This is a genomic window from Pseudomonas sp. NY15364, assembly GCF_048068235.1.
In the GTDB taxonomy this organism is placed as follows: domain Bacteria; phylum Pseudomonadota; class Gammaproteobacteria; order Pseudomonadales; family Pseudomonadaceae; genus Aquipseudomonas; species Aquipseudomonas mendocina_D.
Window position 1 is genome coordinate 41,394 of the sequence record NZ_JBLUPX010000015.1, and the last position, 13,234, is coordinate 54,627.

Consider the following 13,234-nt stretch of genomic DNA (forward strand, 5'->3'; position numbering starts at 1 on the left):
CTTGGCGCATGGATGCGCCCTCCTCCTTCTTGCGGGATAATCGCGCCATCTGAAACGGAGACCGCGATGATCCGCCTATGCGCCCCAAGTGAGCTGGCCGAAGGTCAAAGCCTCGGCTTTGTGATCGACCAGTTGAACCTGCTGGTCGTACGTCGCGACGGCCAGGTCCACGCCTACCTCAACCGCTGCCCGCACCGCGGCATCGCCCTAGAGTGGCAGAAGGATCGCTTCCTTGACGACAGCGGCAGCCTGATTCGCTGCGCCACCCACGGCGCGCTGTTTCTCATCGAGAGCGGCGAATGCGTGGCGGGGCCTTGCGAGGGGCAGTCGCTGCAGATGCTGGAATGTCGGGAAGATACCGAGGGAATCTGGATCGCTGCGTAGGGGTCAAGTCAGCACGTCCAGCCGGCGAACCAGGGTGATCCCTTCGGGGCTGAGCTCGGCGCCGTAGGCCAGCACCTCCACCCCCGCAGCCTTGGCATCACGCAATCCCGCCGCGTAGGCAGGATCGATCTCCTCCGCCGCCCTTACGGCGCGAATGCCGGAGAGGTTCACGCAATACAGCTGCACCGTGCGCACACCGGCACGCGCCAGCGCGGCCAGCTCGCGCAGGTGCTTGGCACCGCGCTGCGTCACTGCATCAGGAAAAGCCGCCACATCACTGCCATCGAAGCCCAGCGTCACGCTCTTGACCTCGACAAAGGCAGGCCCGTCCGGGTAATCCAGACGAAAATCGGCGCGGCTGTTCTCCACCCCGTAAGCCACCTCGCGCTTGAGCGCGGTAAAGCCAGCCAGCTCGGTGATCAGCCCGGCACGCAGCGCCTCCTCCACCAGCGCATTGGCCCTCGCGGTATTGACGCAGGCCAGCCGCCCTTGCGGCGTCTCGCTGATTTCCCAACTGCCCGGCAACTTGCGCTTGGGATCGTTGCTGCGGCTGAACCACACCCGACAGCTTTCACTCATGCAGTTGAGCATCGAGCCGGTGTTGGCGCAGTGGATGGTCATCTGCTCGCCGCTGGCCGTCTCGATATCGGCGAGAAAGCGCTTGTAGCGGCGCAACAGCCGCCCTTCCTCCAGCGGCGGATCAAAGCGCATCGGGCTTCCAGCTCTTCAGGCCGCGCGCGATACGCTCGACCGCCTGCTGCAGACGCTCGACGTTCTGCGTATAGGCGAAGCGCACATGGTGCCCAGCCTGGTAACGGCCGAAATCCAGACCCGGGGTGAAGGCCACATGCTCGGTTTCGATGAAGTGCCGGCAGAAAGCGAAGGCGTCGCCACCGAAGGCGCTGATGTCTGCATATAAATAGAAGGCACCTTCAGGCTCCACGGCGATACCAAAGCCCAGCTCGCGCAACACCGGCAGCAGGTAGTCGCGACGACGCTGAAATTCATGGCGCCGCTCTTCGAGGATCGCCAGCGTGGCCGGTTCGAAGCAGGCCAGCGCGGCATGCTGGGCCATGCTCGGCGCACTGATATAGAGATTCTGCGCCAGCTTCTCCAGCTCAGGCACCGCCGCTTCAGGCGCCACCAGCCAACCCAGGCGCCAGCCGGTCATGCCGAAATATTTGGAGAAACTATTGAGGACAAAGGCATCGTCGTCCACTTCCAGCACGCTCGGCGCATCGCAGCCGTAGGTCAGGCCATGGTAGATCTCGTCCACCACCAGATGACCGCCACGCTGCTTGAGGCAGGTCGACAGCGCCGCCAGCTCATCCTTGTGCAGTAGCGTTCCAGTCGGATTGGCCGGCGAGGCGACCAGGGCGCCGACGCTGTCGGTATCCCAGTGCCGCTCCACCAGTTGCGGAGTCAGCTGGTAACGCACGTCCGGGCCGACCGGCACCAGCTGCGCAGCGCCTTCGACCAGGCGCAGGAAATGGCGATTGCACGGGTAGCCCGGGTCGGCCAGCAACCAGTGCTTGCCCGGGTCGACCAACAGGCTGGCGGCCAGCAGCAGTGCACCGGAGCCGCCCGGTGTAACCAGAATGCGCTGCGGATCGATACTCAGCCGGTAGCGCTCGGCGTAGAAGCCGGCGATGGCTTCACGCAGCTGCGGCAGGCCGCGGGCCGCAGTGTAGCGCGTGTGCCCGGCGGCCAACGCGGCCTGACCGGCACGGATGATCGGCTCGGCGGTTGTGAAGTCCGGCTCGCCGATCTCCAAGTGGATGACGTCGTGGCCGGCCGCCTGCAGTTCATTGGCACGTGCCAGCAAGGCCATCACGTGGAAGGGTTCGATGGCGCGACTGCGCGCGCTGTAGAGCTGAGCCATGGGTCTGTCTTCAGGGTTGCGAGGCGCGGATTCTAGCAGGGCAGCTCAAGGCCACGGCAAGGGCGCCAAAGCGCCGCTACGCTTGCAAAGCAGTCCCTTGCGGATTTCGCTCACACCCCGGACAAGGCAGAGACAACCGGGAGTAGCGCGCCCCGATTTGATCTGGTAAGTTCGCCGGCTTGCAGTCGCAGGGCCGGACAAACGCCTGGCAATGGAATAACCTGCGCGATGGATTTGAAAGAGTGAGAGGCGTCATCCATGCCCACAAAAGAAAAAGCCAAAAGCACCAGCCAGCTGATTCGTGGTTTCGAGCCTTATCCGGAGAAGAAGGGCGAGGAATACATGAGCGAGCCGATGCGCGCTCACTTCACCGGCATCCTCAATAAGTGGAAGCTGGAGCTGATGCAGGAAGTCGACCGTACCGTGCACCACATGCAGGACGAAGCGGCCAACTTCCCGGATCCGGCCGACCGCGCCAGCCAGGAAGAAGAATTCAGCCTGGAACTGCGTGCCCGTGACCGCGAGCGTAAGCTGATCAAGAAGATCGATGAAACCCTGCAGCTGATCGAAGACAACGATTACGGCTGGTGCGACTCCTGCGGTGTAGAGATCGGCATTCGCCGCCTCGAAGCCCGCCCGACCGCCACGCTGTGCATCGACTGCAAGACCCTGGCGGAAATCAAGGAAAAGCAGGTCGGTTCCTGATCTGACAACGGGGCGCTTAGGCGCCCCGCTCTGTTTCTGGCCCTAGCTCCATGAACACAGCCTATATCGGGCGCTTCGCCCCCACGCCCAGCGGCTATCTGCACTTCGGCTCGCTGGTCGCCGCTCTCGCCTCCTACCTCGATGCCCGCGCCGTTGGCGGTCGCTGGCTGCTGCGCATGGAGGACCTCGACCCGCCACGAGAAGTGCCTGGCGCCCAGGATGCGATCCTGCGCACACTGGAAACCTACGGTTTCGAGTGGGACGGCGAGTTGGTACGCCAGAGCGAGCGCCACGCCGAATACACAGCGGTGATCGCCCGGCTATTCAGCCAGGGCCTGGCCTACGCCTGCATCTGCTCGCGCAAGCAGCTCGAAGGCCACGCCGGCATTTACCCGGGGTTCTGCCGTAATGCCTGCCACCCTGACCACGACGCGGCCATCCGCCTGCGCGTGCCAGAGCTGGACTATCACTTCATCGACCGGGTGCAGGGCGAATTTCGCCAGCAGTTGGGCCGTGAAGTGGGCGACTTCGTGATCCGACGGCGTGATGGATTGTTCGCCTATCAGCTCGCCGTGGTGTTGGACGATGCCTGGCAGGGGGTGACCGACGTGGTACGCGGAGCCGACCTACTCGACTCCACCCCTCGCCAGCTCTACCTGCAGGAGCTGCTCGGACTGCCGCAGCCACGCTACCTGCACGTGCCGCTGATCATCCAGCCGGACGGCCACAAGCTGGGCAAGAGCTACCGCTCGCCGCCCCTGCCCGCCGATCAGGCCGGGCCTCTGCTACTACGCGCCCTGCGCGCGCTGGGGCAACAACCACCCGCCGAATTGCAAGGCGCGGCATCTGCCGAGCTGCTGGCCTGGGGCATCGCCAACTGGGACGCCACACGCATTCCGCGCAGCCGCACCCTGGCCGAAACGCAATTGAGATAGCGCGCGCCGCGCGCACTGTTGACCACCAAGCGAACCTTGTACGGTCCCGGTGCGCACAGCGCACCCTACGGCAAGCCTCAAGTTTGTGGCTTGAAGCGCGCAGCTTCCTTTACCATCTCGGCATCTTTCGACGAGATGTCACATGTATATCTACCGACTGGTTCTGATCCTGGTAGTGGGGATCTACCTGTTCTCACCGGCCATCATGGACTGGTGGATCGACCCCAATGGCGCCTGGTATCGGCCTTATCTGCTGTGGCTGATCCTGATCGTCGTTACCTTCATCCTTCAGAGCCAACGCGATGCTGACGAGCTTTAGCCTGAGCGAACTGATCCTGATCAGCGCCGGCTATCTGCTGGTGCTGTTCGGCGTCGCCTGGGTCAGTGAACACGGTCTTATCCCACGCTGGATCATCCGCCACCCGCTGACCTACACCCTGTCGCTGGGCGTGTACGCGAGTGCCTGGGCCTTCTACGGCACGGTCGGCCTGGCCTACCAGTACGGTTACGGCTTCCTCGCCAGCTATCTTGGGGTGTCCGGGGCCTTTCTGCTGGCACCCGTGCTGCTCTACCCGATCCTGCGCATCACCCGCACCTACCAGCTGTCATCGCTGGCCGATCTGTTCGCCTTCCGTTTTCGCAGCACCTGGGCCGGCGCACTGACGACCCTGTTCATGCTGATCGGTGTGCTGCCGCTGTTGGCCCTGCAGATTCAGGCGGTGGCCGACTCCATCGGCATCCTCAGCCGCGAGCCGCTGCAGGAAAAGGTCGCGCTGAGCTACTGCGGCCTGATCATCCTGTTCACCATTCTGTTCGGCGCGCGCCATATCGCCACGCGCGAGAAGCACGAGGGCCTGGTGTTCGCCATCGCCTTCGAGTCGCTGGTCAAGCTGGTCGCCCTCGGCGTGATCGGCTGGTACGCGCTGTATCAGGTGTTCGGCGGCCCACGTGAGCTTGAGCTATGGCTGGTGCAGAACCAGGCGGCGCTGGCCACGCTGCATACGCCGCTGCAGGAAGGCCCATGGCGCACCCTGCTGCTGGTGTTCTTCGCCTCGGCCATCGTCATGCCGCACATGTACCACATGACTTTCACCGAGAACCTCAACCCGCGCGCCATGGTCAGCGCCAGCTGGGGCCTGCCACTGTTCCTGCTGCTGATGAGCCTGGCCGTGCCACTGATTCTCTGGGCCGGCCTCAAGCTCGGGGCGACCACCAACCCCGAATACTTCACCCTGGGCCTGGGTATCGCGGTCAACAGCGAAACCCTGGCCCTGCTCGCCTATGTCGGCGGCCTGTCAGCCTCCAGCGGCCTGATCATCGTCTCGACCCTGGCGCTGTCCGGCATGGCGCTGAATCACCTGGTGCTGCCGCTGTACCAGCCGCCAGCCGAAGGCAACATCTACCGCTGGCTGAAGTGGACGCGGCGCGCGCTGATCGTGGCCATCATCATGGCCGGCTATGGCTTCTACCTGCTGCTCGGCGCCCAACAGGATCTGGCCAACCTGGGCATCGTCGCCTTCGTCGCCACCTTGCAGTTCCTGCCCGGCGTACTGTCGGTGCTGTATTGGCAGACGGCCAATCGCCGCGGTTTCCTCGCCGGCCTGCTGGCCGGCATCAGCGTCTGGGCACTGACCATGCTGCTGCCGCTGCTGGGCAATCTGGAAGGTTTCTACCTGCCGCTGTTCAACGTCATCTATGTGCTCGACGATGCCAGCTGGCACCTGGCGGCCATCGCCTCACTGGCGGCCAACGTGCTGATGTTCACCCTGGTGTCGCTGTTCACCGAGGCCAGCCCGGAGGAGAAGAGCGCCGCCGAAGCCTGCGCGGTGGACAACGTGCGCCGCCCGCAAAGGCGCGAGCTGGTCGCCGTGTCACCGCAGGACTTTGCCGCACAACTGGCCAAGCCGCTCGGCGCCAAGACTGCGCAACGCGAAGTGGAACAGGCCCTGCGCGACCTGCACCTGCCATTCGACGAAAGCCGCCCCTACGCCCTGCGCCGCCTGCGCGACCGCATTGAGGCCAACCTGTCCGGCCTGATGGGGCCAAGCGTGGCGCAGGACATCGTCGAAACCTTCCTGCCCTACAAGTCCGGCACCGAAGGCTATGTCACCGAGGACATCCACTTCATCGAAAGCCGCCTGGAGGATTACCAGTCGCGCCTCACCGGCCTGGCCGCCGAGCTCGACGCCCTGCGTCGCTATCACCGCCAGACCTTGCAGGAATTGCCGATGGGCGTCTGCTCGCTGGCCAAGGACCAGGAAATCCTGATGTGGAACCGAGCCATGGAAGAGCTCACCGACATCCCCGCCCAGCGCATCGTCGGTTCGCGCCTGAGTACCCTGGCCGAACCCTGGCAGAGCCTGCTGCAGGACTTCATCGAACGCCCGGACCAGCACCTGCACAAACAGCATCTGGCACTCGACGGGCAGATTCGCTGGCTGAACCTGCACAAGGCAGCCATCAACGAGCCACTGGCGCCCGGTAACAGTGGCCTGGTGCTGCTGGTCGAGGATCAGACCGAAACCCAGATGCTCGAAGACAAGCTGGTGCACTCCGAGCGCCTGGCCAGCATCGGCCGCCTCGCCGCCGGGGTCGCCCACGAAATCGGCAACCCGATCACCGGCATCGCCTGCCTGGCGCAGAACCTACGCGAAGAACGCGAAAACGACGGCGAGCTGACCGAAATCAGCGGGCAGATCCTCGAACAGACCAAACGCGTGTCACGCATCGTCCAGTCGCTGATGAGCTTCGCCCACTCCGGCAGCCACCAGCGCAGCGACGAACCGGTATGCCTGGCTGACGTGGCGCAGGATGCCATCGGCCTGCTGTCGCTGAACAAACGCAACTTCGACATCCAGTTCTACAACCTGTGCGATCCGCAGCACTGGGCCTGTGGCGACCCGCAGCGCCTGGCCCAGGTACTGATCAACCTGCTGTCCAACGCCCGTGACGCCTCGCCCCCCGGCGGTGCCATCCGCGTGCGCAGCGAGGCCAGCGAACATACCGTCGACCTGATCGTCGAGGACGAAGGCAGCGGCATTCCCAAGGCGATCATCGACCGCCTGTTCGAGCCTTTCTTCACCACCAAGGACCCCGGCGAGGGGACCGGCCTGGGCCTCGCGCTGGTCTATTCGATCGTGGAAGAGCATTATGGACAGATAACAATCGACAGCCCGGCCGACCCCGAGCGCCAACTGGGCACTCGAATTCGGGTCACCCTGCCGAGACATGTCGAGGCGACGTCCGTAGCGATGTAAACAGCGACAGAGGTGCCATTGGCGCCACCGTGACCGTCGAGAGATCGAATTAATGCCACATATTCTTATCGTCGAAGACGAAACCATTATCCGCTCTGCCTTGCGCCGCCTGCTCGAACGCAATCAGTACCAGGTCAGCGAAGCCGGCTCGGTACAGGAAGCCCAGGAGCGCTACAGCATTCCCACCTTCGACCTGATCGTCAGCGACCTGCGCCTGCCTGGCGCGCCGGGTACCGAACTGATCAAGCTGGCCGAAGGCACGCCGGTGCTGATCATGACCAGCTACGCCAGCCTGCGCTCGGCGGTGGACTCGATGAAGATGGGCGCGGTCGATTACATCGCCAAGCCCTTCGACCACGACGAGATGCTCCAGGCCGTCGCCCGCATCCTCCGCGACCGCCAGGAAGCCAAGAGCGCACCGGCGCCGACCACCGCCAGCAACACCCGCGGTAACGCTGCCGAGAAGGCAGTGGACAACGCCAACGGCGAGATCGGCATCATCGGCTCCTGCGCAGCCATGCAGGAGCTCTACAGCAAGATTCGCAAGGTCGCGCCCACCGACTCCAATGTGCTGGTGCAGGGCGAGTCCGGTACCGGCAAGGAGTTGGTCGCACGCGCCCTGCACAACCTCTCCAGGCGTGCCAAGGCGCCGCTGATTTCGGTGAACTGCGCGGCCATTCCGGAAACCCTGATCGAGTCCGAACTGTTCGGCCACGAAAAAGGCGCCTTCACCGGCGCCAGCGCCGGGCGTGCTGGTCTGGTGGAAGCGGCCGACGGTGGCACGCTGTTCCTCGATGAGATTGGCGAACTGCCGCTGGAAGCCCAGGCGCGCCTGCTGCGCGTGCTGCAGGAAGGCGAGATTCGCCGGGTCGGCTCGGTGCAGTCACAGAAAGTGGACGTGCGCCTGATCGCCGCCACTCACCGCGACCTGAAGACCCTGGCCAAGACCGGCCAATTCCGTGAAGACCTCTATTACCGCCTGCACGTCATCGCCCTCAAGCTGCCGGCGCTGCGCGAGCGCGGTAGCGACGTGATCGAGATCGCCCAGGCATTCCTGGTGCGCCAGTACACCCGCATGGGCCGCGAGCCGTTGCGTTTCGCCCATGATGCCGAGCAAGCGATCCGCCACTACCCATGGCCGGGTAACGTGCGCGAACTGGAAAACGCCATCGAGCGCGCAGTGATTCTCTGCGAGGGTGCGGAAATTTCCGCCGACCTGCTGGGCATCGATATCGAGCTGGACGATCTGGATGACGAGGACTTCGGCCTGCCAGCAGTGGCCGGGCAGAGCAGTGGCAACAGTCACGAGCCGACCGAGGACCTGTCACTGGAGGATTACTTCCAGCACTTCGTCCTCGAGCACCAGGATCACATGACCGAGACCGAGCTGGCGCGCAAGCTGGGCATCAGTCGCAAATGCCTGTGGGAGCGCCGCCAGCGCCTCGGCATTCCACGTCGCAAATCCGGCGTGACCAGCGGCCCTTGACGTCACCCCTGCGGTGACAACCGCCCCACACACGGGCTCACAGGTTGTTACCGTTTCAATATCTCGTAACAAAGGCCGGGTCTAACGGTAACGAAAACCCGGCTTTTTTCTACCCCACCGACAACCCCAACCTGCCGCAAGCCCTTGATTTACAAGGAATCACGAAAACTGGCACGGCATCTGCTTTATCTCTGGCACAACAACAATAACAAGCAATGCCCTACACAATAAGAACAAGACGTAACGACTCCAGAACAACAAGAACAACAAGGTACGGAGGCGCAGCTAACTGATTCTTTTGGAGAGGAGTTGCCGTAAGGGGTTCGCCCCAGCGACCAGGTAGAGAACAATAAAACTGCCCTGAGGCAGCGCCAGAACTGGTTGATTAAGGCAGCATCAGCGTCCAAAGAAATCCGTTTGCTATTGGCTCCCCACTCTAGGGAGCGCCCGGTAAGCCACGGCGAGCCGGGAAGGGCCGAACAACAAAAACAACAGGCCCTCAATAACAATAAAAACAGAGCACGCACCAATTTTGGGGGGGAGCTTCAGCTCCCCCAGTAGCTTCCGGTCCTCAGATCCCCGCCTGCCGCCCTTCTACACACCTTCTCCCTACACGATGCTAGAATCCGCAGCAATCATGCGGTCATCGTTTCGCATGCAGTTGAAAAACCTTGCCAAAGCAAACTGCTTTTAACGCCGTGATGCCCACGCAATTCGATTTTCAAGCGCATGCGCAGCAGGCCGACCACTACTCCAAACAGTGCATCCCATGCTGAAAAAGCTGTTCAAATCTTTCCACTCACCTCTGCGCCGTGCCCCACGCCCACGCAGCACTCCCGAAGTGCTGTGCAGCAGCCAACATCCGCTCAAGCGCAACGAGATCAGCCGTCACGCCATAAGCGTGGTCGAGCGCCTGCAGAAGGCTGGCTACCAGGCCTATCTGGTCGGTGGTTGCGTTCGCGACCTGCTGCTGGATATCGACCCCAAGGATTTCGACGTCGCCACCAGCGCCACGCCCGAGCAGGTACGTGCCGAATTCCGCAACGCCCGGGTGATCGGCCGCCGCTTCAAGCTGGTTCACGTGCATTTCGGCCGCGAGATCATCGAAGTCGCTACCTTTCGCGCCAACCACCCACAAGGCGAGGAAGAGGAAAACAGCAACCAGGCGGCACGCAACGAAAGCGGCCGCATCCTGCGCGACAACGTCTACGGCACCCTCGAAGACGATGCACAGCGCCGCGACTTCACCATCAACGCGCTGTACTACGATCCAACCCAGGAGCACATCCTCGACTACGCCCGCGGCATGCACGATGTGCGCAACCACCAGGTACGCCTGATCGGCGACCCGGAGCAGCGTTACCTGGAAGATCCGGTGCGGATGCTGCGTGCGGTGCGTTTCGCCGCCAAGCTGGATTTCGATATCGAGAAGCACAGCGCCGCGCCGATTCGCCGTCTGGCGCCGATGCTGCGCGATATTCCCTCGGCACGCCTGTTCGACGAAGTGCTCAAGCTGTTCCTCGCCGGTTACGCCGAATACACCTTCGACCTGCTGCTCGAGCACGACCTGTTCGCCCAGCTGTTTCCGGCCAGCGGCGCAGCGCTCAAGCAGAACCCGCAGTACACCGAGAAGCTGATTCGCCAGGCGCTGATCAACACCGACGACCGCATCCACGATGGCAAGTCGGTTACGCCGGCCTTCCTCTTCGCCGCACTGTTGTGGCCTGCTCTGCCGGCCCGTGTACTGCAGTTGCAAAGCAAAGGCATGCCGCCGATTCCGGCCATGCAGGAAGCCGCCCACGAACTGATCGCCGAGCAATGCCAGCGCATTGCCGTGCCCAAGCGCTTCACCATCCCGATTCGCGAAATCTGGGACATGCAGGAGCGCCTGCCGCGCCGCAGCGGCAAGCGTGCCGATCTGCTACTGGAGAACCCGCGTTTCCGCGCCGGCTATGACTTCCTCCTGCTGCGCGAACTGGCCGGGGAAGACACTGGAGGCCTGGGCGAATGGTGGACGGACTATCAAGACGCCAACGACAGTGAGCGCCGGCAGATGATTCGCGACCTCGCAGGCAAAGGCGAAAGCACCGGCGCCGCGCCGCGCAAACGTCGCCGCAGCAACAACAATCGGCGTAAGCGCAGCGACGAAGCCGGCGGCGAATGATGGAGCGGGTTTACATCGGCCTCGGCAGCAACCTGGCCGAGCCGCTGCAACAGCTGCGCGCGGCCTTGCATGCTATCGCCCAGTTGCCACACAGCCGCTTGCAGGCGCATTCGTCGTTCTACATCAGCGACCCACTGGGTCCGGCGGATCAGCCGCGTTACGTCAACGCCGTGGCAGCGCTGGATACCGCACTGGAGCCCTGGCAGTTGCTCGACGCGCTGCAACGCATCGAACAGGAGCAGGGTCGCGTGCGCAAGGCCGAACGCTGGGGACCGCGCACACTGGACCTGGATATCCTGCTGTTCGGTAAGCGCCTGATCGACGACGAGCGCCTGACCGTGCCGCACTACCACATGCACGCGCGGCCTTTCGTGCTCTACCCGCTGGCCGAGCTGGCCGCAGAGCTGCAGTTGCCGGACGGCCGCAACCTCAATGCATTACTCGAAGCCTGCCCCTTCACCGGCCTGGAGCGCCTGCCGGAGTGACGCCCGAGCAAGCGCCAGCCACCTTCACCTTGTTCTGCGCCTGCTACCCGCCGCAAGCCCGCGCCAGCTCTAGCTCGGCCGTTCGCCACGGACATTGGCGGTAACGCCAGTAACAGAGCGGTAACACCTGCAATTGACTTCACGCCCCCCCATCAGGACTATAGGCGTCCCGTCGCCCAGCGCAGGGCGCACCTTTGATGCCAATCCAGGCCGGATTGCAGCCAGATAGAAGCGGTATACCGAGCCTGAGCGAGGACCTTTGAAATGCCTGACGTTACCCTGACCACCCTGCAGAGTCTCAAGCAGAACGGTGAAAAGATCGCCATGCTGACCTGCTATGACGCCACCTACGCCCATGCGGCCTGCCAGGCGGGTGTCGACGTGTTGCTGGTCGGCGACTCCCTGGGCATGGTCCTGCAGGGCCACGACAGCACCCTGCCGGTCAGCGTCGAGGAAATGGCCTACCACACCGCCTGCGTCAAACGCGGCAACCAGGGCGCACTGATCGTCACCGATCTGCCGTTCATGGCCTATGCCACCACCGAGCAGGCTCTGCACAACAGCGCCAAGCTGATGCAGGCCGGCGCGCACATGGTCAAACTGGAAGGTGCTGGCTGGCTGGCCGAGCCGATCCGTCTGCTGGCCGAGCGCGGCGTTCCGGTGTGCGCGCACCTGGGCCTAACCCCACAAGCGGTGAACATTCTCGGCGGCTACAAGGTTCAGGGCCGCCAGGAAGCGCAGGCACGGCAGATGCGTGCCGACGCAATGGCACTGGAACAGGCCGGTGCGGCGATGCTGCTGCTCGAATGCGTACCGAGCGAGTTGGCCGCGGAAATCACCCAGGCGGTGAAGGTTCCGGTGATCGGTATTGGCGCAGGCAGCGCCACCGATGGCCAGGTGCTGGTCAAGCACGACATGCTCGGGCTGTCGCTGTCCGGTCGTGCGCCGAAGTTCGTGCGTAACTTCATGGAGGGCCAGAGCAGCATTCAGGGCGCCTTCAGCGCTTACGTACAGGCCGTCAAAGACGGCAGCTTCCCGGCTGCCGAACATGGGTTTTCCGCATGACCACGGTGAAGACCCTGCGCGAGCTGCGCGCAGCCATCGCTCAGGCACGGGCCGAGGGCAAGCAAATCGGTTTCGTGCCGACCATGGGCAATCTGCACGCGGGCCACGTTTCGCTGGTACAGATCGCCGCCCAACGCGCCGACTTTGTGGTTGCCAGCATCTTCGTCAACCCACTGCAGTTCGGCGCCGGTGAAGATCTGGACACCTATCCGCGCACCCTCGCCGCCGACCAGGAGAAACTGCTAGCGGCCGGCTGCCACCTGCTGTTTCACCCCGATGTCGCGGAAATCTACCCGCACGGCATGAGTGACCAGGCCCGCGTCATCGTTCCCGGTGTTTCCGAAGGCCTCTGCGGCGCCAGTCGTCCGGGACATTTCGAGGGCGTCGCGACGGTGGTGACCAAGCTGTTCAACATGGTCCAGCCTGATCTGGCCGTGTTCGGCGAGAAGGACTATCAGCAACTGGCAGTGATCCGCGCACTGGTGCAGGACCTGAACATGCCGATCCAAATCATCGGGGCGCCAACTCAACGCGCCGAGGACGGCCTTGCGCTGTCCTCGCGCAACGGTTACCTCAGCAAGGAGCAACGCGCCGCCGCCCCAGCGCTGTATCGAGGCCTGCAAGCGATCGCCGAAGAGCTGCAGCGTGGCGCTCGCGATTACGCACGTCTTATCGACAGTACCCAGGCGCAGCAACGTGCTGCCGGCTTCATCCCCGATTACCTGGAGATCCGTAACGCGGTGAACCTGCGCCCAGCCCAGCTCGACGATCATCACCTGGTGGTGCTGACCGCTGCACAGCTGGGTAGCACCCGCCTGATCGATAATCTGGTGGTTGAACTGCCACGCCAGTAGCTGCCTGCAAAGGCAGC

The 13,234-nt window shown here is 63.5% G+C and carries 12 protein-coding genes; 10 read left to right on the top strand and 2 right to left on the bottom strand.

What is annotated here, in order from left to right; genetic code table 11:
- The first annotated feature begins 66 nt into the window (after window positions 1-66).
- Window positions 67-384, top strand: coding sequence for a Rieske (2Fe-2S) protein (locus ACNFCJ_RS14165; RefSeq protein WP_416771963.1), 318 nt, complete (start codon window positions 67-69; stop codon window positions 382-384).
- Between the two features lie 3 nt (window positions 385-387).
- On the opposite strand, the gene sfsA is transcribed toward ACNFCJ_RS14165, so the two are convergent.
- Together sfsA and ACNFCJ_RS14175 are read right to left on the bottom strand one after the other, a co-directional pair.
- On the bottom strand, window positions 388-1,095 hold the full coding sequence (sfsA, locus tag ACNFCJ_RS14170) for a DNA/RNA nuclease SfsA (protein ID WP_416771965.1): 708 nt from the start codon (window positions 1,093-1,095) through the stop codon (window positions 388-390).
- Window positions 1,085-2,266 (bottom strand): pyridoxal phosphate-dependent aminotransferase, encoded by a 1,182-nt coding sequence (locus ACNFCJ_RS14175; protein WP_416771967.1) that lies wholly within the window; start codon window positions 2,264-2,266, stop codon window positions 1,085-1,087. Before ACNFCJ_RS14175 ends, sfsA begins: the two co-directional genes overlap by 11 nt.
- A 258-nt stretch (window positions 2,267-2,524) precedes the next feature.
- Between ACNFCJ_RS14175 and dksA the strand changes: the two genes are divergently transcribed.
- From dksA to panC, 9 genes are all read left to right on the top strand, one after another.
- The gene (gene dksA / locus ACNFCJ_RS14180) at window positions 2,525-2,971 is read left to right on the top strand and encodes an RNA polymerase-binding protein DksA (protein WP_099526079.1); all 447 of its coding nucleotides are present in this window, start codon (window positions 2,525-2,527) and stop codon (window positions 2,969-2,971) included.
- A gap of 50 nt (window positions 2,972-3,021) precedes the next feature.
- Entirely contained in the window at window positions 3,022-3,906 is an 885-nt protein-coding gene (gene gluQRS / locus ACNFCJ_RS14185) for a tRNA glutamyl-Q(34) synthetase GluQRS (RefSeq protein ID WP_416771969.1), read from the top strand.
- Window positions 3,907-4,048: 142 nt separating this feature from the next.
- Window positions 4,049-4,225, top strand: coding sequence for a hypothetical protein (locus tag ACNFCJ_RS14190; RefSeq protein WP_003244646.1), 177 nt, complete (start codon window positions 4,049-4,051; stop codon window positions 4,223-4,225).
- The gene (locus ACNFCJ_RS14195) at window positions 4,209-7,163 is read left to right on the top strand and encodes a sensor histidine kinase (protein ID WP_416771971.1); all 2,955 of its coding nucleotides are present in this window, start codon (window positions 4,209-4,211) and stop codon (window positions 7,161-7,163) included. Before ACNFCJ_RS14190 ends, ACNFCJ_RS14195 begins: the two co-directional genes overlap by 17 nt.
- Before the next feature lie 52 nt (window positions 7,164-7,215).
- Window positions 7,216-8,649 carry a sigma-54-dependent transcriptional regulator gene (locus ACNFCJ_RS14200; protein WP_416771972.1) on the top strand — a complete coding sequence of 478 codons (1,434 nt, stop codon included), beginning with the start codon at window positions 7,216-7,218 and terminating at the stop codon, window positions 8,647-8,649.
- A 769-nt stretch (window positions 8,650-9,418) separates the two neighbouring features.
- Complete coding sequence (locus ACNFCJ_RS14205; protein WP_416771973.1) at window positions 9,419-10,813, top strand: polynucleotide adenylyltransferase PcnB; 1,395 nt, start codon at window positions 9,419-9,421, stop codon at window positions 10,811-10,813.
- The gene (gene folK / locus ACNFCJ_RS14210) at window positions 10,810-11,298 is read left to right on the top strand and encodes a 2-amino-4-hydroxy-6-hydroxymethyldihydropteridine diphosphokinase (RefSeq protein ID WP_179574405.1); all 489 of its coding nucleotides are present in this window, start codon (window positions 10,810-10,812) and stop codon (window positions 11,296-11,298) included. Before ACNFCJ_RS14205 ends, folK begins: the two co-directional genes overlap by 4 nt.
- Window positions 11,299-11,562: 264 nt before the next feature.
- Complete coding sequence (gene panB, locus ACNFCJ_RS14215; RefSeq protein ID WP_143506239.1) at window positions 11,563-12,363, top strand: 3-methyl-2-oxobutanoate hydroxymethyltransferase; 801 nt, start codon at window positions 11,563-11,565, stop codon at window positions 12,361-12,363.
- Entirely contained in the window at window positions 12,360-13,217 is an 858-nt protein-coding gene (gene panC, locus ACNFCJ_RS14220; protein ID WP_256833005.1) for a pantoate--beta-alanine ligase, read from the top strand. Before panB ends, panC begins: the two co-directional genes overlap by 4 nt.
- Window positions 13,218-13,234 lie beyond the last annotated feature (17 nt).